The organism is Anaerovorax sp. IOR16 (genome assembly GCF_017168145.1).
Classification (GTDB): domain Bacteria; phylum Bacillota; class Clostridia; order Peptostreptococcales; family Anaerovoracaceae; genus IOR16.
Window position 1 is genome coordinate 302221 of sequence record NZ_JADQTL010000009.1, and the last position, 22146, is coordinate 324366.

The window sequence follows — 22146 nt, forward strand, 5'->3', positions numbered from 1 at the left end:
AACTATGCCAAGAAAGAGCAAATATCCTAAAACACAAACAGAGGGCATAGAGCAATCAACTTTAATGGAGTGGGCAGAATTATCTAAGGGAAAGTTTCCTGAATTAAGATTGCTTTTCCATATACCAAACGGAGGAAGCAGACATTTGATTGAGGCTGCTAACCTTAAAAAGCAAGGAGTTAAAGCAGGAGTTCCAGACTTATGCTTACCTGTTCCTAAAGGAGAATACCACGGACTGTATATTGAAATGAAGGCAAAAACTAACACTCCAACAAAAGAGCAAAAAGAGTGGATAAAAGAACTTACACAACAAGGGTATTTTGCCACTGTTTGTTGGGGGTGGATGCAGGCCGCAAAAGTGATTACCGATTACTTAACGAGCAGGCTCTAAAAAGAAGGAGAGAAAAGATGATTATAGAGAAAGCTGAAATTTCAGGTAAATTACAAAAAATCAAAAGTGCTATTCCTACAAGAGTTCAAATTGAATGCCTAAAAGGAGTATTGCTTAAAAACAACACACTTTATGCAAACAATCTTGAAATGGGTATGTCAGCAAAATTAAGCGTTGACACAGACGAAGAGTTTATCATTCCGCAAAAAGCTATTGATATGATTTTAAGTCTTCCTGATGGAGAAGTTTCAATCACCTGCGATAAAAACAATAGCCTTACAATTAAAACAAAGAACATTAAAAATAAATTTCGGAGTTTTTCTGCAAGCGAATTCCCTCCTATGCCATACATCGAAGGTCCAACGGACACAAGTGTTGGTATTGACTGCGAGAAGCTCTGCCAAGCACTTAACTCAGTTATTTATGCTGTTGCAATAAATGAAGCAAAGCCACAAATGAGTGGGGTTCTGTTTGAAGCAAGGGATGGAAAGCTTAACCTTGTTGGTTGTGATGGTTATAGACTTGCTTGGGCCAAAATTGATTATGATGTTGCCCTAAACATAATTATTCCTCGTGAAACTATACAGAGACTATTACAGTTCAGCTTGAAAGGCAATGTTTCAATTTTTATGAATGCCAAAAGCTCAATGTTCAGAATGGAAGAGTTTTCTATCTACACAAGGTTGTTAAACGGGAGCTATATTGACTACGAAAAGATGTATCCAACTCCTTCTAACTCAACCATTGTCAATAGAAATGCTTTAGTAGAGAGTGTAAACAGGGCTTCTATCTGCACCGATGATAAAGGAAAACCAAAAATTATTCTTGATATCGAAAATGACACAATGAGGATATCAACAACCTCAGCTATTAGTGATTATTCAGAAGAAATTAGATTAGAAGGTCCCATCGATGAACCGATAAGAATTGGGTTTAATGGTCGCTATCTAATTGATTGTTTAAAGTCTTACGATTATGAACATATAGAAATGGGTTTTACAGGTCCTCAGTCCCCTGTGGTGGTAGGAGATAATTCTCTTAAATCTTTAGTATTACCGATAAGATTAAACAATTAGCTAAAAACAAACAAAAAATTTACTGCTTGTATCAGACGGAAATATTTTTAATAGTCAGTTAAATTAAAATTCTATTAGATGTATGCAAAAGGTGTAGAGACAATGTAATCTATGCACAAGAAGATTTAGAAAATTATCTAAGGACTAAAGATTAGAGTTCAAGAATGGAGAATTTGCAAAAAAATGAAAATTAAAGATATGCAGGAGGTTAAGGTCGAATGAAGCCGATTTTATTCAACACTGAAATGGTGAAAGCTATTTTAGATGGTAAAAAAACAGTTACAAGACGAATAATCAATCCTCGCTACCGTGATGACGAAGGTGGATTTCAAGTTGTTACTACTCGTAATGGTGAGTTTATAAGAGTTGAAAAAGTAGATGAAAACGAATGTGGAATATTTGCAGATGGCTCGGAGAGATCCGTAAATTCTCCGTATGATGTCGGTGATATTCTCTATGTGCAGGAAACTTGGCGGGTTTTTCAAACTTATCCAGATGTTTTCGGATATGATATTCTATACAAATCGGATGAATATATAAAACCGTGTATTTTTTCTGACACAAATAGATACCTCAATAAATTTATGAAATATGAAGATAAAAATGGTTGGCAATCTCCGTATTTTATGCCAAAAGAAGCTGCAAGAATATTTCTTCGTGTTACTGATATAAGGGCTGAACGGTTACAGGATATTACCGAAGAACAAGCGACAAAAGAGGGATGCACCACATTTAGCAAAGTGATTGGAGACGGAAAATTTGAAGATGTAATTGAATTTGATTTGACGGCAAAAGACGCATTTTCAGAGTTATGGGACTCCACAATCAAAAAACAAGACCTTGATACATACGGTTGGGAAGCTAACCCTTGTGTATGGGTAATAGCATTTGAAAAATGCAATAAGCCAGAGGAAATATAAATGATGTGTTCAGAGTGTTTATGCAGTACATGTGTTAATAATTGCAATGGCGAACATTGGCCTTTTGTGTTTAAAAAATATTGCGAGGATGTGCAAGAAAAAGATTTTTGCTACCATTGCGAAGATGATTGTTATCAATACGATTTTGGAGAGGGTAAAAGCCAATTACCTGTTACAGAGTGTTCAAGATACAAAAAGTCAACTTTCTATATTGAACGAGAAAATAAAAGAGCGGAACAAATCGCATTAGAACGAAGAGCTATGTTCAAATGCGTAAGATGAAAGGAGATAAATATGCCAAACATTAAAAAAGGAGACCGAGTAATTATCTCAGGAAGTGCAGAAGAGATAAAATATCGTGGTTGTATTTTCGAGGTCCTAACAGAACCATACATAGTCAGTGGGTCAGAACTTGTCAAAATGAAATGCCACGAAAATGGAAAGTATTTTGGTGGCGGATACTCTACTGAGTTTTTGTTAAAAGTTCCTAAGAGGTATGATGAACAGAAGTGCAGAATATGTGGCTGCACATGGTACAATGCCTGCCCGGGAGGTTGCTATTGGGTAGAAGAAGATTTGTGTAGTGCATGTGTGGATGTAGCAAAGGAGATTGAGTAATGGAACTTACAGTTAAGAAACCCAACTCTACAGAGTACTGTTTTAGATTTGAACCGGGAGATGAAAATTATCACCAATGTGTATGGGCAAGAATAACACTGGATCACGACAACTACTGTTTAACTGCAGTTACGGACTGTGGAGAATTTTCATATCAATGGGTTCCCACCCCATATACCGAAAGTTTTCTTCATTTGATGGCGAGAATTGATAATAGTTATTTACTAAACAAAATATCCAGTGAAACTGTGTTTGACCTTGAAGCAAGTAAGAAAAAGACCATCGAAGGTATCGAAGCATATTTAGGCTTTGAAGACGCGACAATTGAAGAGCTTGAGGATTCCTCTGAGTGCAAACTGGTTATAGACGAGATCAACCAAATTGAAGATTATGGAGAAGAATTGTTTTATAGCAAGTGTGATGAAATTTGCTATAAATATAATATCCGAGACACATTCGAACTGATAGAAATCGTTAAGAATTATCCCCGTGGTGCCGTTAGGTTTTGTGAAATTTTTAAAAATTATCTTGTTCCAGAAATAAAAAAAGAATTGCAAGCACCTGAAAACAAATGATTTCAAGTGATTACAATTCCAAGTAGCCGGACAATCTCCGCTCTGACTTATAAGTACATTCTATTATACAGCAGAAAAATAAAATATTCAATAGATTGAAGAAGGAGTGGAGATATGTCTGAAAAAGAAATTATAATCAAAATGGCGGCTGAAGCTGGGGCAAAGGCAGCTCTTGAAACCTTGGAGATGGAAAGAAACAAGAGCATTAAAGGGCGACACGATAGGCGGTTGAGAAATACTAAGCTCCTTTTGAAAAACTATCGTGTGTTCAAGAAACATCGAGATAATGCAGTCTATAGAGCTTCTCAAATGGATGAAAGTGCTATTGATATACTTGATTTGATGTGGGATCCACACAACAGCCAAGAAATGAAAGTCGAGAGCATTAAGAAAAGTGCTGTTCGTACATCAATCATTATGGAACACATTGATGAAATGGTTGGTATCTATAAAGTAATCTGTAGCAATTCAGGCAAAGCAGAAATCGAAAGAAAATATAGAGTTTTATATGCTATGTATATTGCTGATGAACCGACTACGGCAGAAAAAATTGCAAAATCTGAAAATATTGATACTCGAACTGTCTATAAGGATATCGATGCAGCTTGCGACAAAATGGCAGCTCTTATCTTTGGAGTAGATTGGCTCACAAAGGAATAGTTGACAGGGGCAAAAAGTGGGCATTGTCAGGGCGATATTCAATATGTTATACTTATGCTTGTAAAATTCTATATTCGCAATACCTAAGCCGTTACCTGATATGGTAACGGCTTATTTGCTCCTTTGAATAATAAAACATACCTGTTTCGCCAACAGGAAAATCAAAGGAGGTATCGTCAAATGTACGGAGTAATCGTACTGCTTATCTATGCTATTGCAATGATAGGCGCAACCCTTATGTTCACCAAAAAGGAAAGAACAGCAGAAGGGTTTTTCGTAGGAAACAGAAATATGGGAACTGTGAGTTCAGCTATGAGTATAGCAGCTACCTGGATATGGGCACCGGCTTTGTTTGTTTCGGCAGAAAAGTCCTATATCAACGGTATACCCGGATTGTTTTGGTTTCTTGTTCCCAATGTTTTATGTCTGATTATCTTTATTCCATTTGCAAAAAAAATCAGGGATAAAATGCCTAATGGAATTACGCTGTCTGGATTTATGGGAAACGCATACAAGTCAAGTAAGGTTAAAAATGTATACCTGTTTCAACTTGGAAGTCTTGCAGTTTTGTCAACAGCGGTGCAACTTCTTGCTGGAGGTAAAATACTGAGTTCGATCACAGGGCTACCTTTTGAAGTTATGGCAATAGCATTGTCGGTAATAGCTTACTCTTATTCGCAATTTTCGGGTATAAGAGCTTCTATCATTACGGATATGGTACAGATGATATTTATATTAATTGCTTGTGTAGTGTTCGTTCCGTGGGCGCTTGCAGATGGAAATGGAATTAATAATTTAATAAATGGTCTGTCGGGACTTACAGGGGAATACACCTCGTTGCTTTCTAATAAAGGCATTGAGGTGTTTTTTGCGTTTGGACTGCCTACTGCAATAGGTTTGATTTCAGGTCCGTTCGGTGATCAATGTTTTTGGCAAAGAGCTTTTTCGGTTTCAAAAAAGAAAATTGGGAAAGCATTTTCGCTTGGTGCTATATTATTTGCAGTCGTACCCCTGTCTATGGGTATTCTCGGATTTATAGCAGCCGGCTCAGGATTTATAGCACAAGACAAAGGGATGGTAAACCTTGAATTGATTACACACCTTTTCCCAAGTTGGGTGGCACTTCCTTTTCTATTTATGCTAACTTCAGGACTACTTTCGACGGTTGACAGCAACCTGTGTGCAGTCTCATCACTTACAAATGATTTACAAATTACAAGTAACTTAAAAAACAACGACAAGATGAAGCTTTCGAGGTTATCAATGATACTGTTGCTTATAGTCGGCAACTTGATCGCAAATATTCCAGGACTAACAGTAACTCATTTATTTTTGTTCTATGGCACATTTAGAGCGACAACATTACTGCCAACAGTAATGACTTTGTTGGGTAAAAGACTGTCAGCAAACGGAGTAAGTGCAGGTGTTATAACCTCCTTAGTCGTAGGTTTGCCTATCTTTGCCTATGGTAGCATTTGTGGGTTATCCATATGGAAGACACTTGGAAGTCTGTTAGCTGTCCTTTTGGCTGGCACAGTTGCAGTATTGGTAACTAAGATGGAGGAGCACAAATGAAAAAAACAGCTTTAAAGAGAAAACAAAATATGTCCAATGATGATTGGATTTTAGCTAATAATCATATTGAAACTCTTGTATCAAAAGAAGAATTAGATTTGCTCGTTTCTATTACAGCAGATGAGATTAAAAAGGCAACCGAAGGGAAAAAGGTTGCTTATGCATGGAGCGGTGGAAAAGATAGTGTTGTTCTTGGTGCAATTTGCGAATCAGTCGGCATTGAGAATTGTGTTATCGGTCTTTGTAACTTGGAGTATGCTGCTTTTGTTGAATGGGTGTCCAAAAATAAGCCTATGAAATGCACTGTTATCAATACAGGACAGGATTTAGAATGGTTAAAATCACACCCTAATATGTTATTTCCTCAAGACAGCGGAACAGCAGCAAAGTGGTTTTCTATTGTGCAACACAGAGCTCAAAAGAAATATTACAAAGAAAACAAGCTTGATATGCTCTTGCTTGGTAGGAGAAAAGCTGACGGAAATTATGTTGGCAGAAAAAGCAACATTTACACCGATGGAAAAGGTATAACACGATTTAGCCCTCTTGCGGATTGGAAACACGAACATATCCTTGCGTTTATTCATTATTTCAAACTACCTCTCCCTCCTTTTTATGATTGGGAAAACGGTTTTAAGTGTGGAACGCACCCTTGGGCGGCACGACAGCACACACAAAGCAAAGAAATCGGTTGGAAAGAAGTAATGACCATTCAGCCTGACCTTGTAAACGCAAAAAAGCAAATGGAGGACCGTTAAAATGAAAATTGTTAAGATAAATATCTCTGAGCTGAAATCTCCTGAAAAAAATGTACGAATTCATACAGAAAAGCAAATCGAAGAGTTTGTACGCAGTGTTAAGATGTTCGGACAAATTCGCCCTGTTGTAGTTGATGAAAACTATGTTATTCTTGCCGGAAACGGATTGGTTGAATCACTAACCGTAATGGGTGCAACAGAAGTGGACGCATTAGTTATGGAAAATCTAACCGAAAATCAAAAGAAAAAGCTGATGATTGCTGATAACAAAATTTTTAGCTTAGGAATTGAAAACCTTGAAACCCTTAATTCTTTTCTTGAAGATTTGCAGGACGATTTGGATATTCCGGGTTTTGATGAAGAAATCCTCAAAACAATGGTGGCTGATGGCGAGGAAGTGACCGAAAAAATTTCCGAGTATGGCACTCTTGACGAAGACGAAATTAAAGCCATTAAAGAACGACAGGAAAAAAGAAAAGTCGCTGAACAGAAAAGCGGAGATTTAAGCACTCCTGAAACAACATTACAACAGAACTCTGTAGTAATGGCTACAAATGAACATAGTGAGGAGGAAGCAGAGCCGGCTGATGTTCGTAAATTTGTAATTTGTCCGAAGTGTGGTGAGAAGATATGGCTGTAAAGAGATGCCAAGCAAGCATTAATATTGAAGAAGCTGCAAAAATCAGGTTGATAAATGTTTTCAAAAACGGTCTGCCTGTTTATTTCTCTTTTTCAGGTGGCAAAGACAGCTTGGTTATGGCACAGCTTATCGTTGAACTGATACAGCAAGGTAAAATAAATCCTGCCCAGCTTGTTGTTCAATTTGTTGATGAAGAAGCTATATTCCCCTGCATTGAAAAAACCGTATTATCTTGGCGAAAAAAGTTCATTATGCTTGGGGCAAAATTTGAGTGGTACTGTATTGAGGTGCGACATTACAACTGCTTCAACGAATTGTCGAACGATGAAAGTTTTATATGTTGGGATAGCGAAAAGGAGAGCGTCTGGGTAAGGCGCCCTCCTTCTTTTGCAATTAGAAACCATAAAAAGTTAAAATCAAGGAAAGACAGCTATCAAGACTTTATGCCAAGGATATGTGCGGATGGATTGGCTATTGTAGGCATAAGAACAGCGGAATCCGTTCAAAGACTGCAAAATATTGCAGCTATGACTAAAGACGGCAAAAGTTGCACCACAAAACAACAAATCTTTCCGATTTATGATTGGACAAATAATGATGTGTGGCTCTTCTTAAAGCAACATAAAGTAGAAATCCCCGAAGTATATCTATTTCTTTGGCAATCTGGAACAGGTAAAGGACAACTAAGAGTATCTCAGTTCTTTTCAGTTGATACAGCCAAAAGTCTTGTGAAGATGAATGAATATTATCCTGATTTGATGGATCGGGTTATAAAACGAGAGCCAAACGCATATCTTGCAGCTCTTTATTGGGATAGTGAGATGTTTGGAAAATCAACCAGAGCAAGAGGAAAACTTGAAAAGAATAAACCAGAAAAAGATTACAAAGCACAACTACTGATTATGTTCAATGATATGGATTCCTACTTCCCTAATAAACACAAAAGATATGTTGCAGACCGATACAGAAATTTCTTTTTACAGGTATCTACAATTGTTACACAAAAGGATTGTAAGGAAATATATAAAGGACTTATTTCAGGTGATCCAAAATTGAGGGCATTTAGAGCTTTGTATCAAAGAATTTACGGACGATATATCTCAGAAGCAAAGAAAAAGGAGGCTGAAAAGAATGGACAGTAAAGTAGCTGCACCACTTCAATCGCTCCAATGGGTAGACAGAAACCTTTTGAAGCCTAATGATTATAACCCGAATAAAGTATCAAAGGAAAACCTTATACTTCTTACTCAATCAATTTTTGTAAATGGTTGGACATTGCCTATCGTAGTTCGACCTGACTATACAATTATAGATGGATTTCACCGTTGGACTGTTTCAGGTCCAGAATGGAAAGCAAAGGACAAAAGGACAGGAAAAACACTTTATGAGTTGCTTGGAGGTACAGTTCCTGTGGTTATTGTGGCTCATACAGATGAAAGCGATAACATCTATGGTACTGTAACTCATAACCGTGCGAGAGGTACTCACCTTTTGGAGCCAATGAAGGTAATTGTAAAGAAACTGTTAAACGCAGGGAAAACGGTTGAGGAAATCGGAAAACAACTTGGAATGAAACCTGAGGAAGTATTTCGATTGTCTGATTTTTCAAGAGATGATTTCTTGGAGATTATGACAAAAAATGTAAAATACTATAGCAAGGCTGAGTTCATTACTAAGATATGAGCTTATTTTTTAAGGTTCAACTCAAATAAGAAAAGATGTGAGGTGGTGATGATGTAGTGGACAAGAAAGCTGAAGCCTTTAAAGATTGGAAAAAAGGTGTAAAGTACAAAGATATAGCCGATAAGTATGGGGTTTCCTTGTCTACTGTAAAATCGTGGGCCTCTCGTTATTGGAAAAAAGAAGGTTGCAACCAAAATAAAAAGAAGGTTGCAACCTCAAATAAAAAGTTGCAACCCAAAGGAGCTCCTAAGGGAAACAAAAATGCAGTTGGAAATTCAGGTGGAGCTCCCGAGGGGAACAAGAATAACTATAAACACGGCATCTATGAACAGGTTTACTGGGATACTCTTGATGAGGAAGAAAAGGCTCTCATTTTCGATATGCAATTTGAGGAAGAACAGAGCCTTATTGACCAAATACGATTACTTACCGTCCGGGAACGTAGGCTTATGATGTCAATAGCGAAAAACAAAGAAGCCAAGGGTGGGCTTGCTCTTGATAGTGTTGTGAAACGAAAACTTGAAATTAAAGGAAATATCATTGAGGATGATAATCAAATCCAAGAAGAAACGACAACGAGAACAATATCTACTTTCGAGGTTTTAATGAAACTCGAAGCTGAACTTACAAGGGTACAGTCAAAAAAAACACGATGCATTGAAGCCTTAAATAAAATCAGGACAGAGCGAAAGAAACTCGAAGAAGGAGAAAACGGGAATGATTTGGTAGATGATTGGATTAGTGCTGTAACGGGAGGTGAGGACAATAGCTAAAGTTAACGCTCACCGAAAGACCTTTTTTAATCAAAGACTTCCATTGTATCGTAGTGATATAACCTTGTTTGCAAAAGAGGTGCTAATGTTTACTCCTGATGAATGGCAGGAAACAGCCTTTAAGGATATTGTCGCAAGTAACAGGGTATCTATCAAGTCAGGTCAAGGTGTAGGAAAGACAGGTTGTGAAGCCATTGTCTTGCTTTGGTTTTTGTGTTGCTTCCCCTTCCCTCGTATAGTTGCGACTGCACCAACTAAGCAACAGCTCCACGATGTATTATGGTCTGAGGTAGCTAAGTGGCAAGCTAAAAGCCCCGTGCTTTCGTCTATACTCAAATGGACAAAGACATATATCTATATGGTTGGTTACGAAAAGCGATGGTTTGCAGTAGCAAGAACAGCAACAAAACCTGAAAATATGCAAGGCTTTCACGAAGATAATATGCTTTTCATTGTAGACGAGGCTTCGGGTGTAGCTGATCCGATTATGGAAGCAATACTCGGTACTTTGTCCGGTGCAAACAATAAATTGTTTATGTGCGGGAACCCTACTAAAACAAGCGGTGTTTTCTATGATAGCCATACACGAGATAGAGCCTTGTGGAAATGCCATACGGTAAACTCGGCGAACTCACCACGAACCAATAAAGAGAATATCGATGCCCTTAAAAGAAAATATGGAGAAAACAGTAATGTTTTCAGAGTTCGTGTTCTCGGGGAGTTTCCTCTGCAAGAAGATGATGTTTTTATTCCACTTTCTTTAATTGAAGCAAGCATAATGACAGAAGCTCTCGAACAAGACGAGGTATTAACTATTGATATTGGCTGCGACGTTGCAAGGTTTGGTGATGATAAGACCGTTATAGGTTACAAGGTTGATAGGCAGGCTTACATATACAAAAAAATTAACGGACAAGACACAATGAAGACAGCGAAAGTGATTGCCCAACTTGGACTAAAACTAAGAGATAAATACAAATACACTGGCTCTATTCCTATTAAGGTAGATGATGGTGGTGTCGGCGGTGGTGTGACCGATAAACTAAATGAATTAAAAAAAGACTATCCTCAACTGTATGGATGGATGCAAATAATGCCGGTGCATTTCGGCCAACCTATTAGACACAAATATTATCACGATACCACAACATATATGATGTCTGTTATTCGTGATTTAATTTCCAATGTAGACGATGATGGAAACCCCAAGGAAGTTGAGTTGATACTTCCTAACGATGATGACCTTGTGGGACAATTAAGCTGCAGAAAATACTCATATCAAGGCAATGGAAAACAGAAAGTTGAAAGCAAAAAGGAGATGAAAGAAAGAGGACTTTCCTCCCCTGACGAAGCTGACTGTATGCTTTTGGTTTGTTTGCCTGTAAAATTAAAACAGAAAGGAGCAGATAAGTAGTGAGTAAAAGCAAAAAGCCAAATATTGAAGTCCGTACGATTACGGCAACAGAAAAACCTATAACAAAGGCAGCGAACCCTACGAATATAGAAAATGACAAGGGACTGCCTTGGATAGAGCCTCCTATTCAGCTTGACGGATTAAATACCATGGTGGAACATTCCACTATCCTTCCTCAGTGTATACGAGCCTATAAGGATAATATTGCAGGATTCGGCATAGGTGTTCGCTATATTGATGATATAGAAGAAACAGATGAAATGAGAACTGAGTATTCTAAATTAGAGGCTATTATAGACCAACTTAACCTCGAAATGGACACTAAGGAGGTTTTTGAGGATATAATTGAAGCAAGAGAGATTTTTGGTATAGCTTATTTGGAGGTTATCCGTAATATCGCCGGCGAAGTCAATCAGATTGATTTCATTAAAGAAACAAAAACCATTAGAAAAACTGCTCCAATTGGTGAAATTGTACCTACTGAATTTTTTTATAAAGGGCAGCCGATAATAAGACAGAAGAAATTCAGAAAGTACAAACAAGAATTAAACGGAAAGACAGTGTTTTTCAAAGAATTTGGTGATTCCCGAACTATGGATAGTCGCACCGGCCAATATTCCGAAGATGTCGATATCTCATATCAAGCAAACGAAATCCTTGAATTTGTTATTGGTTCTCGTGACTATGGTACAGTTAGGTGGATAGGTCAATCGCTGAATGTTGATGGAAGCAGACGTGCAGAAAATCTGAATAACAACTATTTTCAAAACGGAAGGCATACCCCACTGATGATTATTGTTCGTGGAGGTAGTTTGTCAGAAGAAAGTTTCACAAAGTTACAAAGCTATATGGACGGTATTAAAGGCGAAAACGGACAACACTCTTTTATGGTCCTCGAGGTTGAAGACACCGACAGTAAGGTCGGCTTTGAAGATGATAAACAACCGAGTGTCGATATCAAAGATATGGCTTCCATTCTGCAAAAAGATGAGCTATTCCAAGATTATCTCGATAACAGTAGAAAAAAAGTTCAATCTGCATTTCGCCTTCCCGACCTATATGTTGGATATACCACAGATTTTAATCGTGCAACTGCTCAGACTGCACAGGAAATCACAGAACAGCAGGTGTTTATCCCGGAAAGAAAATCACTTGCATGGGCCATTAACAATAAACTACTTAATTCCTACGGTTTTAAGCATGTAGAGGTATATTTCAAAGCCCCAGATATTACAAATCCTGATGATATGGTTAAAATCCTTAATGTCACAGAAAGAGCCGGAGGATTAACCCCTAATATTGCAAAAGATATCACTCAAAAAACTCTCGGAAAGACTTCCGAGGACTATACGGAAAAATGGGGAGATATTCCGCTTGCTGTGTCTAAAACTCAGGCACAACATTTATCTGCAACTGATTTTGATGTGACTACGCAGCTTGATAATGCAATTAAAAAAGCTACAGTAAATGAGGATCAAGACGTAGTTGCTGTGATGAAAGCTGTCAAGAAAGAGCTTCTCCGAAAGGAGGAGTAATGTATGAGAAAATATCCTCAACTATTAAAAGCAGTTATAGCCTACATCCAAAAAGCAGATGAAGACCTTGAAAAAAAGTTAAAAAATGAAGGTTATATTGAACCAAAAGAAACCGTTGCAGATATAAACTCTGTGGACGATGATTTATCGGAAGTCCTTGAAACTGAAAAAAACTTGTTTATCGATGGAATAAGTGAAGAAACAGATATTGAGGTTATTCTCGATGAAGTGTTGCCCACTCTTGCTTTATCTGATACGACAGATGAAGAGATCCAAAAATTATTTTTCGTGTTCTTTGAAGATTTTATTAAGAGTAAAGCTAATACCTATATGCAGAGCATCGACAACGAAATGGCTTTTAATATATTTTGTGACAGAACAACGGATTGGATTACCGAGTGGAGCCAAGACCTTGGCAAGTTGATGAAACTAAACTCTCACAATAAAATACAATCTGTATTATCAAATGGTTTGGAAAATGGCGAAAGTATAGATAAAATAGTAAATAAGTTAATCGATGCCTACGAATTTTCGCCTATGAGAGCAAGACGAACAGCCATAACCGAAGTCTTAACCGCTCATTCCTATGCTAAACAAGAAGCTCTAATCCAAAGTCCTGTGGTGGAAAAAAAGGAATGGAGGCATACAGGAAATCATAAGAATACACCCCGGCCACATCACCAAGCTATGGATGGGCAAGTTGTTGATAAAAACGAGAAGTTCATTATCAACTCTCCTACCGGTGTTTACGAATGTAATTTTCCTCGTGATACCTCCCTCCCTGCTTCCGAACGAGTAAATTGTCATTGTACTCATAGAGCTGTTATAAAAGATGATATATTTGGTTTATCAGTGGAAGAGAGGAAAGAACTTCAACAGCAAGCGATTGAAGATAATAACGGAGAATGGGAAAAGGAGCTCAAAGCAAAAAATAAAGCAAAAGCAGACATCAATGAGGAAGTTATTAAATATGATTGGATTAGAGCTAAAAGTAAAGAGGAACAAATTAAATATTTGGGCAGTGTGAAAGGAAAATGGGCACTTCTCGAAAGCGGTGTCATTAAAAATGACAAAGACCTAAAAAAAATGTTCAAAACGGTAAAGGTCAATAGTAATGGCAAGGAAGTGTCTCGAGATGTAGTTAAAACCATTGACGAACTACGTGATGATGGTATAATTGTAATAAGGCATACTCCAATTAGACACTCATACGAAGGAGAGTTTAAACCATCAAGCAAGGAATATCCTAATGGAAGGCTTTATACAGGTGGACACAGCAAAACATCAAAGGACCTCTGCGATGATAAAGAAATAGCATACGAAATTAAAGGTACATTCTCAAATGGTGTTTCTGTTGGTAATGTCCCAAGTGCAAAAATCAAAGCGAAAAAAGTATATTCCGGGCAAGCTTGGTTCCCTGATGATTGGTCTGAAGATGATATACTTGTTGCAGGAACATTTGTTGCCAATTCATCGGTTGCTTCTAACGATTATCATAAAACAGATGTATGGAATGATGTAGCGGTTAGAATTTTATTTGATGAAGAAGGCGAAATAACAACAGTATGTCCTGATTTAGACCAACATTTGTATGTGAAAGGAGTCGATAAAATTTGAAAAAATTCTTAAAGAAACTTGATAAGTTGTGGAGTTCTTCTGATGAACGGCTACAAGGCGAAAATCCAGCTTGCGACAAAGTCCTGTCAGCCATCGAAAGTAAAATGAATGAGATGGATGATGATGAAATCGTAAAGCAACTTTCAAAGTTAAGCAACATTCAACTATCGCAAATATTACCTGTGTTAGAGGATATGGTTGACGAACACCCTAAAATGAAAGATTATATAGCAAAAGCTATGAATTAACACACGAAACGCACACTCTGCGGATATCGTGTGTTTTTTTATACCCTAAAACAATTACATGTGTTTAAAGAGGTATTTATGTTTAATAGATTATTTCGTAGGAGAAAGCAGAAAAAACCCGCACAAACAAATAAAGGAGTTCCCCCTATCCAACACACCTTTTACTGATGAAACAGGCATAGGCGGCAAAACAGGCTATACTGTGGTTAACTCTGAGCAAGCTGACTATGGCAAAGTAAAAAGAATGAATTATCGTGTAGTCGTTCCTCAAGGTATTACCGATGGAGAACTGATTTCAATGTTCAAAGAAGTTACTCCTCGGAAATGTGATGAGATAACAATTTGGTGCTACTTATCGAGGGAGGAAATCAACCAGTATAAGCCATATACTGTTGCCATGGTAGAGAAAACAAGAAAGACTGCCGTAAGAATAACAAGGAGGTAACTATGGCTCAAAATAAATCTGAATACATTTGTTCTTTAGAGGAACAGCTTGCGAAGTTGAAAGAATTGCAAGCAAATTGCTCTGACGAGAATAAAATTTTTGATTTTATTAAGATCTCAAATCAAATTATAGAAGTGTCAGCAAGGCTGGATAAAGCAAGATTAGGGCAATAGAAATATGTCGGTTTTATACCGGCATTTTTTTATACACAAAAACGACGAAAGGAGGTGAATAGAATGAGCCAAATCAAAAAAGCGTTTGAAATAACAGACGCAAAAATTTCATTTGTCTCCCTTGTAGATAAGGCGGCCAATCAAAAACAGTTTTTAATTACCAAATCCAAAAATAAGGACGAGAGAGGGTTTGCTACACTTGGCAAAATTGTTAAGTCGGATAGCGAATTACATCATATTACTGGTGTGGTATATGAGCCACTGGTGAAAGATGCTCACGATAACTATATGACAGAGGAAGAAATTCAAAAGGCAGCATATTGGTTTGCTAAAAATGGAGATAAGGTAGATTTACAACACGACTTTGAAGAATGCGATTCCTGTACCGTGGTAGAAACTTGGGTTGCAAAAGCTGATTTCTCTATTGAAGATGAACTCATTACTAAGGGTACTTGGCTTATGACAGTAGAGATTGCCGATGATGATATATGGGAAAAAGTTGAAAAGAAAGAAATCACGGGATTTTCTATGGGTGGTGTCGGAAAGTACAGTACCGAAGATGTTGATGTAAGTTCTATTGAGAAAGGAGCCAATGTCAAAATGGAAGATAAAGAAAAGAAGGGCATTTTCAAACAGTTAGCTGAAATGATGGGCTTCTCTGTTGTAGAAAAAGGTGCGATGGCTGATGAATACAACGAACGAATTAAAAGTTCAAACTTTTGGGAAGCGATAAATACGCTTACTTCACTTATAGCAAAAGGTCGTTGGGACTATCGCACAGACCGATACGTTTATGATTTTGAGGAAGACGAAGAAAATCTAAAAGAGGTCCTCACAGACTTCTCAAATATCATTACTGATATTCTTTCTCAAAAGAGTATCACAAAGGCACTGCTTGAAACAGCACCCCAAAAACCAATCACTAAGGCCGGCAAAAAAATGTCCGGTAAGAACCAACAAAAGTTAACTGAAATTATGGAATCCCTTTCTGCGTTTGCAGAAGAATTTAAAATGGATGAGGAGGAAACCGAAGTGAAAAAAGACGAAATCCAAAAGATGATTGATGAAGCGGTAACAAAAGCTCTCAATCCTACCCAAGTACAGGCAAGTGAGCCAGAAGTAGATATTACGGGTGAAAGTATTACTAAAATGGTAGAGGCTGCTGTGGCTAAGGCTACCGCTCCTACAAGCGAGCCTGCATCTTCTCTTAATCCAGAACCCTCAGCTGGGCCTGTCGGAGAAGAACAAATCGAAAAGATGATTTCTGCGACAATAGAGAAAGCACTTGCACCTATTCTTAAAGCAAAAGGCATTCCAAGCAACTTGAATGCTGAGGGAGAACCTATTGAAAAGAACGAATCCCACTACCTTACGGGCATTCTTTAATTATTGAAGGAGGAAAATGATATGAATACTAACAACAATATCATCAACAAAGCTGCACTCACTACCGGTAATGTGACAGCTGGCTTGCTAAACCCTGAACAATCTCGTAGATTTATCAAGCAGACTATGGAAAATACCGTTTTGGGAGGTCTCATCCGTACTGAAATGAGGAAAGCAAAGACCGGTGAAATTGACAAAATCGGTATCGGTCGCAGATTGGTGCGTAAAAAGACTGAAGATACTGACGATGGAAACAGAAACAAACCTATTTTCAGCAAGGTAGAGTATTCCGCAGTTGCCGTTCGCTTGCCTTGGGAAATCACAGAGGAAACCCTTCGTGAAAACATTGAAGGTCAAGGCTTGGAAGCTACCATAACTTCTTTAATGGCTCAGGCTGTTGGAATCGATATGGAGGATTTGTGGCTCAATGCGGATACCGCCGTACCTGCAGAGGACCCCGATGTGGATTTCTTGAAGGTCAATGATGGTTGGATTAAACAATTGCTTGCAGGTTCTCACGTTATAGACCGTGCAACTGTAAATGGCGGAGCCCTTACTCTTGATGTATGGAATGACGCACTTCTTGAAATGCCTAACAAATACAACAATGGTAAACTTCGTTGGCTTATGTCTCCGCACCGCAAGCAAGCTTGGGAAACTTATCTTTTGGATAAGGCAATTACTGCCGGTGGCATTATCTCTGACCGCAGAATTGAAAACCCCTATGCTATACCTGCTGTAGCTGTACCTTCTATGCCTGACGATATGGTAATTCTCACTGATCCAAAAAACCTTATCGTTGTAAATACTTATGACGTGAAAATCCGTAAGACTACTGAGGGCAAGGAAGCAATTATGCAAGATAAACGTTTTTATGTTATCCACCTTGATTTTGATCCTATCATTGAGGAAATGGATGCTGCTGTAATCGTAAAAGGTCTTGCTGATATCGTGTAATCAAAGGAGGACAATTTTATGTATGTACTTAAATTAACGAAAGGCCTTTCCTGCAAAGCTGGAAAGGTTCGTGCAACAAAAGAAAAACCATTTTGTGAAGTAGCTGATAAGAAAACTGCTCTTCAAGCAGTAAATACTGGATATTTCGCTATCGTAAAGGAAACAGGCGATGAAACACCAAATAGCAATACACCTATTGAAAAAATGACGGTTGCTGAATGCAAGGTTTATGCAGAGGAACACAACATCGATATTAAGGGACTTTCCAAGGTTGGTGAACTTCGCCAAAGAATTACCGAAGCTTTAGAACCAGACAGCGAAACACCAAATAGTAATGACAAGGATTTAGAGCCTGATATGGGCGAAGAATAGGAGGTACTGTTATGGCAACAAGACCTTGGCTAACTCCTGAGGAATTAAAGGAATATACAGATTTTGAAAAAGTGAAAAATCGTTCTGATGGTAAATTAAAAACGGACATTACAAGAGCCGAAAATTATATCATTCATAGGACGAATAATGAATTCCCAAACGAAAAGTTCCCCGAAATTCCTGCGGACATTAAGTTGGCTGCACTCCTTGTTGCTGAGCATTATTCTGTTATTGCTTCGACCGCTCCACAAAGTGAATATCAGTCCGAAACATTCAAGGATTACAGTTATACTAAAACAACTTCGATTGATAAGAGCGTTGATGATGTAGATATTGACGCTCTTATCTCTCGTTATGTTATATTGCCTACTATTGGCACTGTAAACTTGAAGTTAAGAAAGCTGTAGGTGAGAAAATGGGAATAGAACATTTTTTTCGTCATACCTGCAACATATTTCCAGCCAAAAGCACCCCATATTCTCCAAATTATGGACTTCCAACCGGCGATGTTGTCAGCTATGATAAAACCCCTACCGTTGAGGATTGTCCTTGTTTTTTTGGAAGTATAAATACTTCTCCCAAAATTGTTTTGTCTGAGCCTATAAATATTTATGATGGCTATGATGAAGTTTCCCTCCCTGCCAACACCCAAATAAAAAAGGGAGATAAGGTGGTAGATTTAAGATTTAATCTTGAATACACAGCAGGTTTTCCTGAGGATATTAGAGGTAAATACGTCTCGGTGCCATTACATCGAAAAGCCTCTCAGGAGCGATTGTAATGGCTCGAGATAATGTGTTTGAATTTGATTTCTCAGATTTTAACGAGTATTTCAAACTTCTTGACAATATAGCAAGAAAGGATTTTAAGGAAGCGGTTGCTTCTTGGCTTGAGGCGAGTGGTTTCGAGTTCTTGTCTGTGGTACAAGATGAAATTATACGAAGAAGAGTAGTGGATACTCGCTTATTGCTGAACAGTTTTCAGAAGGGCAAAGATGAAAATATATGGGAAACAAAAGATGGAGGGTTGACACTCATTGTAGGTACTAATGTCGAATATGCGGGATATGTAAATGATGGGCATTGGACTTGCAAAAAAGGAGAAAAGTCAAGGTGGGTACCAGGAGAATGGAACGGTAATACATTCACATATAACCCAAGTGCAAAAACAGGAATGCTATTAAAGCAACGATATATTGATGGAGCTCATTTTTGGGAAGCGGGTATTAGAATATTTGAAAGAATGTTCAGAATATCCGTTGAAAGAAAAATGGAACAATGGAGAAATCATTATTGGAGGAGAGGAGGACGATAAATGCTTGAAAATCTTATTGCAAGTATCACGAAAAGAATGTGTGACATTGCAAACATTAAAAAAGTGTATTTTGATGAAGTAGATGATGGCTTTGTTTCGCCTTCTATATTTATTCCCACAGCAGAGCAGGCTCCACAGGGAGATACTCTTACAAGTTTTCGCTTTGATACTGCGTTGTACTTCAAGGTTTTTGCCAACACAACAAAAGAAGCTGTTAAATTAGCCGAAAATATCACAACGCAAATATCGAAACATAAAAATATTATCAATATTCTCAACGAGGATGGCAGTAATACCGGTGAAACATTTAGACTTAAATCAATCAGTTGTAAAAAAGCAGACACAGGAATTGCACAAATTTATGTTAGATTCCAAACTGTGTTTGCTTTTGATGTTGACACCTCTCCAAATGCTGCACAAATTGTTTGGAATACAGGTATTAAATAGGAGGTTATTATGGCAAAGGAAAAAGAAGTCACTCATACAAATATTTTTCCTGAAACACCTACATTTTCTTATGAATCACTTAGGAAATGCTCGAGAAAGTTATTTGGTGTAAGTGAATCCACATTTGATGGTGCAACAACTGCCCTTGATAAAAATGGAAAGTATGCAACCAATTATGTTAAAAACATTATCGAAAAATGGTTGAAAGGAGTGTGCAAATAATGGGTGCAGGAACATTTAATAAGCAAACCGGCAAGGTACGCCCCGGTACCTATGTCAATTATGAAACAGCAAGACAAGACCTCTTAAAAGCTTCCGAACGAGGAACTGTTCTTCTTCCCCTGACATTGAATTGGGGACCTGTAAAAGAATTTATCACCTTAACTAACGGAAACCCTGATGGTGAGTTCGCAAGGCTCGGATATAGCGTTTACGAAGATGATCCAAACGGCAGCACCTTATTCATTAGGGAAATCTTTAAGCTTGCTTCAAAGGTTATTTTTTATCGTTTGACAGGCGGTGTAGCGGCAACAGCGTCGATAAGTGGACTATCCGTTACAGCTAAGTATCCTGGAACAAGAGGTAACGCAATAAGAATTGTTATTGAAAGCAATCCTCTCGGAGGAATGAATATCAAGGCTTATCTTGATACAAAGCTCATTCACGAACAAGAAGGGGTTAGCACTATCGCAGAACTTGCTGAAAACGATTTTGTTGTATGGGGTGGCGATGGTGCAACCGAACTTTCCGCAAGTGCAGGAACAAACCTTTCAGGTGGTACAGATACCGAAAAAACCAACTCTGATATCACACAGTTTCTTGATGATTCAGAGGTTATTGCATTTAACACTATGTGTTTTCCTTTTGAAGATACAACGTTGCAAACTGCATTAAAGACTAAAATCAGCTACTTCCGAGAAAATGTAGGAAAGAAAGTATCTGCTGTTGCTCCTTTATTTGAAGCCAATTATGATGGAATTATCAGTGTATGCAATGGTGTTTTACTTGCTGATGAAACAAAGGTTGATCCTGTGAAAGCTTGTGCTTGGGTATCAGCTGCAGATGCAAGTGCAGGCAACACAACCTCCAATACTTATGTAGAATATGATGGTGCAACTGATGTTTTCAACAAGAAAAACAATGAGCAAACCATTGAAGCTATCAATAAAGGACAGTTTGTTTTCTCGGTTGTTAATAACAAGGTTGTAGCCGAGTATGATATCAACACATTGGTTGATTTTACTCCTCCAAAGAGTAAAGATTACCGTAAAAACCGAGTTCGTAGGGTGCTTGATACCTTTGATGAAAGTTTGCAGCTTAATTTCCCTCCAAATAAGTTTGCTAATTCTCCTGAGGGTTGGGATTTGATGGAGAGCCTTGGAAAGCAAATCATCATTTCTTTCCGTGATGCAGGAGCGATTAAGGATGTTGACCTTGATAATGATTTCTTGGTAAGCAGACCTGAATCTATTGGAGATGAAACATATATCAATATCGGAATTTCTCCTGTTGATAGTGCTGAAAAGCTTTACTTTACAGTTAGAACACGATAAGGAGGTGTAGAAAATGGGAAAACAAAGACCAAGTTTACGAGAAGGTAAGTTGTATCTTGATGGTAACTGCGTAATGGATGCTATTAAAGCAGAGTTTTTCTTTGCTCCTGAAGTTTCTGAGAGCCGAGCTATCGGTCAGAAAGGCAAATCCCGTAGGTGGATTGGTAGAGATGTAACAGGGAATATTAGTGAATATAAATCTACCCCTTGGCTCAAAGAAGCTGTTAAAAAATATGAAGAAACCGGAAAAACTCCACAATTTACTCTTGTTGGTGTAAATGATGATCCAAACTCTGATTATGGTGCAACATACGGAAATGATGTGGTTACATTGGAATCCGTTGTTCTTACAAGTGAAATCCCCCTTATTCAGCTCGATAGCGAGGGAGAACACGTTATTTGTGATTATGAGTTTGGTGCCGAAAATGTGATTATTGGATAAGGAGGTAAATTATGCCTAATTTTGACCTAAAATATTTTATGCGTGAAGAACTGAAAACCGATGAGATTGTAGAAGTACCTGGTCTTGCTACATTCAAAGATGATAAGGGTGCTCCTATCCCCTTTCAAATTAAAGTCATTGGTATTGAAAGAATTAACGAACTTCGCAAGGCTTACAGTAAAAACCGTATTGTCATTGATGAAAAAGGAAAAAGACTTTTTGACAAAGCTGGAAAGCCTGTCCTTGAGAGGGATGTTGATAGTGTAATGGCTACCAATCGTCTAATCGTTGAGGCTCTTGTGTTTCCTGACCTTAAAAATCAGGAACTAATGGAGTTTTATGGTTGCCACGATATAGACCAAATGCCTTTTAAGGTGTTTAAGAAAAATACAGACTATCAATATGTATCGGAAAAGGTTACAGAAGTCCTTGGACTTTCTTCTCAGGAAGATGAGCCTTCTGATGATGAATTGGTAGCGGAAGCAAAAAACTAATAAAGTCCGACAATTTAGCGGGTTGGTGTTGTGCAATGTTTCAAAAGCACAACATCGACCCTTTTTATTTTGCCGGACTT

The 22146-nt window shown here is 37.9% G+C and carries 29 protein-coding genes; all 29 read left to right on the top strand.

Annotated elements, in window-relative coordinates:
- The first annotated feature begins 4 nt into the window (after nucleotides 1-4).
- The 29 genes from I2490_RS05010 to I2490_RS05150 all read left to right on the top strand — a co-directional run bounded on the left by I2490_RS05010 (nucleotide 5) and on the right by I2490_RS05150 (nucleotide 22066).
- On the top strand, nucleotides 5-391 hold the full coding sequence (locus tag I2490_RS05010; protein ID WP_206458680.1) for a VRR-NUC domain-containing protein: 387 nt from the start codon (nucleotides 5-7) through the stop codon (nucleotides 389-391).
- 17 nt (nucleotides 392-408) lie between these two features.
- Entirely contained in the window at nucleotides 409-1467 is a 1059-nt protein-coding gene (dnaN, locus tag I2490_RS05015; protein WP_206458681.1) for a DNA polymerase III subunit beta, read from the top strand.
- Nucleotides 1468-1685: 218 nt separating this feature from the next.
- On the top strand, nucleotides 1686-2387 hold the full coding sequence (locus I2490_RS05020; protein ID WP_206458682.1) for a hypothetical protein: 702 nt from the start codon (nucleotides 1686-1688) through the stop codon (nucleotides 2385-2387).
- A gap of 294 nt (nucleotides 2388-2681) precedes the next feature.
- Nucleotides 2682-3005, top strand: coding sequence for a hypothetical protein (locus I2490_RS05025; RefSeq protein ID WP_206458683.1), 324 nt, complete (start codon nucleotides 2682-2684; stop codon nucleotides 3003-3005).
- Nucleotides 3005-3580, top strand: a complete 576-nt coding sequence (locus I2490_RS05030) for a hypothetical protein (protein WP_206458684.1) — start codon at nucleotides 3005-3007, stop codon at nucleotides 3578-3580. Before I2490_RS05025 ends, I2490_RS05030 begins: the two co-directional genes overlap by 1 nt.
- Nucleotides 3581-3694: 114 nt before the next feature.
- The gene (locus tag I2490_RS05035; RefSeq protein ID WP_206458685.1) at nucleotides 3695-4240 is read left to right on the top strand and encodes an HTH domain-containing protein; all 546 of its coding nucleotides are present in this window, start codon (nucleotides 3695-3697) and stop codon (nucleotides 4238-4240) included.
- Between the two features lie 180 nt (nucleotides 4241-4420).
- Complete coding sequence (locus I2490_RS05040) at nucleotides 4421-5815, top strand: sodium:solute symporter family protein (RefSeq protein WP_206458686.1); 1395 nt, start codon at nucleotides 4421-4423, stop codon at nucleotides 5813-5815.
- Entirely contained in the window at nucleotides 5812-6573 is a 762-nt protein-coding gene (locus I2490_RS05045) for a phosphoadenosine phosphosulfate reductase domain-containing protein (RefSeq protein ID WP_206458687.1), read from the top strand. Before I2490_RS05040 ends, I2490_RS05045 begins: the two co-directional genes overlap by 4 nt.
- A 1-nt stretch (nucleotide 6574) precedes the next feature.
- Nucleotides 6575-7213, top strand: coding sequence for a ParB/Srx family N-terminal domain-containing protein (locus tag I2490_RS05050; RefSeq protein ID WP_206458688.1), 639 nt, complete (start codon nucleotides 6575-6577; stop codon nucleotides 7211-7213).
- A complete protein-coding gene (locus I2490_RS05055) occupies nucleotides 7204-8355 on the top strand; it encodes a phosphoadenosine phosphosulfate reductase domain-containing protein (RefSeq protein WP_206458689.1) in 1152 nt (383 codons plus the stop codon). Before I2490_RS05050 ends, I2490_RS05055 begins: the two co-directional genes overlap by 10 nt.
- The gene (locus I2490_RS05060) at nucleotides 8345-8896 is read left to right on the top strand and encodes a ParB N-terminal domain-containing protein (protein ID WP_206458690.1); all 552 of its coding nucleotides are present in this window, start codon (nucleotides 8345-8347) and stop codon (nucleotides 8894-8896) included. The genes I2490_RS05055 and I2490_RS05060 overlap by 11 nt, the downstream gene beginning before the upstream one ends.
- A gap of 56 nt (nucleotides 8897-8952) precedes the next feature.
- Complete coding sequence (locus I2490_RS05065; protein ID WP_206458691.1) at nucleotides 8953-9669, top strand: helix-turn-helix domain-containing protein; 717 nt, start codon at nucleotides 8953-8955, stop codon at nucleotides 9667-9669.
- The gene (locus I2490_RS05070; protein ID WP_330634578.1) at nucleotides 9653-11083 is read left to right on the top strand and encodes a DEAD/DEAH box helicase family protein; all 1431 of its coding nucleotides are present in this window, start codon (nucleotides 9653-9655) and stop codon (nucleotides 11081-11083) included. Before I2490_RS05065 ends, I2490_RS05070 begins: the two co-directional genes overlap by 17 nt.
- Nucleotides 11083-12618, top strand: a complete 1536-nt coding sequence (locus I2490_RS05075) for a phage portal protein (protein WP_206458692.1) — start codon at nucleotides 11083-11085, stop codon at nucleotides 12616-12618. Before I2490_RS05070 ends, I2490_RS05075 begins: the two co-directional genes overlap by 1 nt.
- A 3-nt stretch (nucleotides 12619-12621) precedes the next feature.
- A complete protein-coding gene (locus I2490_RS05080; protein WP_206458693.1) occupies nucleotides 12622-14235 on the top strand; it encodes a phage minor head protein in 1614 nt (537 codons plus the stop codon).
- On the top strand, nucleotides 14232-14483 hold the full coding sequence (locus I2490_RS05085) for a hypothetical protein (protein ID WP_206458694.1): 252 nt from the start codon (nucleotides 14232-14234) through the stop codon (nucleotides 14481-14483). Before I2490_RS05080 ends, I2490_RS05085 begins: the two co-directional genes overlap by 4 nt.
- 202 nt (nucleotides 14484-14685) lie before the next feature.
- Nucleotides 14686-14928 carry a hypothetical protein gene (locus I2490_RS05090; RefSeq protein ID WP_206458695.1) on the top strand — a complete coding sequence of 81 codons (243 nt, stop codon included), beginning with the start codon at nucleotides 14686-14688 and terminating at the stop codon, nucleotides 14926-14928.
- A gap of 2 nt (nucleotides 14929-14930) precedes the next feature.
- Complete coding sequence (locus I2490_RS05095) at nucleotides 14931-15101, top strand: hypothetical protein (RefSeq protein ID WP_206458696.1); 171 nt, start codon at nucleotides 14931-14933, stop codon at nucleotides 15099-15101.
- 63 nt (nucleotides 15102-15164) lie between these two features.
- Entirely contained in the window at nucleotides 15165-16487 is a 1323-nt protein-coding gene (locus tag I2490_RS05100) for an XkdF-like putative serine protease domain-containing protein (RefSeq protein WP_206458697.1), read from the top strand.
- Nucleotides 16488-16508: 21 nt separating this feature from the next.
- The gene (locus tag I2490_RS05105) at nucleotides 16509-17444 is read left to right on the top strand and encodes a hypothetical protein (protein ID WP_206458698.1); all 936 of its coding nucleotides are present in this window, start codon (nucleotides 16509-16511) and stop codon (nucleotides 17442-17444) included.
- Between the two features lie 18 nt (nucleotides 17445-17462).
- Nucleotides 17463-17816 carry an SAP domain-containing protein gene (locus I2490_RS05110; protein WP_206458699.1) on the top strand — a complete coding sequence of 118 codons (354 nt, stop codon included), beginning with the start codon at nucleotides 17463-17465 and terminating at the stop codon, nucleotides 17814-17816.
- An 11-nt stretch (nucleotides 17817-17827) separates the two neighbouring features.
- Nucleotides 17828-18223 (top strand): protein YqbG, encoded by a 396-nt coding sequence (gene yqbG / locus I2490_RS05115; RefSeq protein ID WP_206458700.1) that lies wholly within the window; start codon nucleotides 17828-17830, stop codon nucleotides 18221-18223.
- A gap of 8 nt (nucleotides 18224-18231) precedes the next feature.
- Complete coding sequence (locus tag I2490_RS05120; RefSeq protein ID WP_206458701.1) at nucleotides 18232-18597, top strand: DUF3599 family protein; 366 nt, start codon at nucleotides 18232-18234, stop codon at nucleotides 18595-18597.
- Nucleotides 18597-19130, top strand: a complete 534-nt coding sequence (locus tag I2490_RS05125; protein ID WP_206458702.1) for an HK97 gp10 family phage protein — start codon at nucleotides 18597-18599, stop codon at nucleotides 19128-19130. Before I2490_RS05120 ends, I2490_RS05125 begins: the two co-directional genes overlap by 1 nt.
- Complete coding sequence (locus I2490_RS05130) at nucleotides 19131-19577, top strand: hypothetical protein (protein WP_206458703.1); 447 nt, start codon at nucleotides 19131-19133, stop codon at nucleotides 19575-19577.
- Between the two features lie 9 nt (nucleotides 19578-19586).
- Nucleotides 19587-19799 (top strand): hypothetical protein, encoded by a 213-nt coding sequence (locus tag I2490_RS05135; protein ID WP_206458704.1) that lies wholly within the window; start codon nucleotides 19587-19589, stop codon nucleotides 19797-19799.
- A complete protein-coding gene (locus tag I2490_RS05140; protein ID WP_206458705.1) occupies nucleotides 19799-21130 on the top strand; it encodes a phage tail sheath family protein in 1332 nt (443 codons plus the stop codon). The genes I2490_RS05135 and I2490_RS05140 overlap by 1 nt, the downstream gene beginning before the upstream one ends.
- Nucleotides 21131-21143: 13 nt before the next feature.
- Nucleotides 21144-21572 (top strand): phage tail tube protein, encoded by a 429-nt coding sequence (locus I2490_RS05145; protein WP_206458706.1) that lies wholly within the window; start codon nucleotides 21144-21146, stop codon nucleotides 21570-21572.
- 11 nt (nucleotides 21573-21583) lie between these two features.
- Nucleotides 21584-22066 carry a phage tail assembly chaperone gene (locus tag I2490_RS05150; protein WP_206458707.1) on the top strand — a complete coding sequence of 161 codons (483 nt, stop codon included), beginning with the start codon at nucleotides 21584-21586 and terminating at the stop codon, nucleotides 22064-22066.
- Nucleotides 22067-22146: the final 80 nt, after the last annotated feature.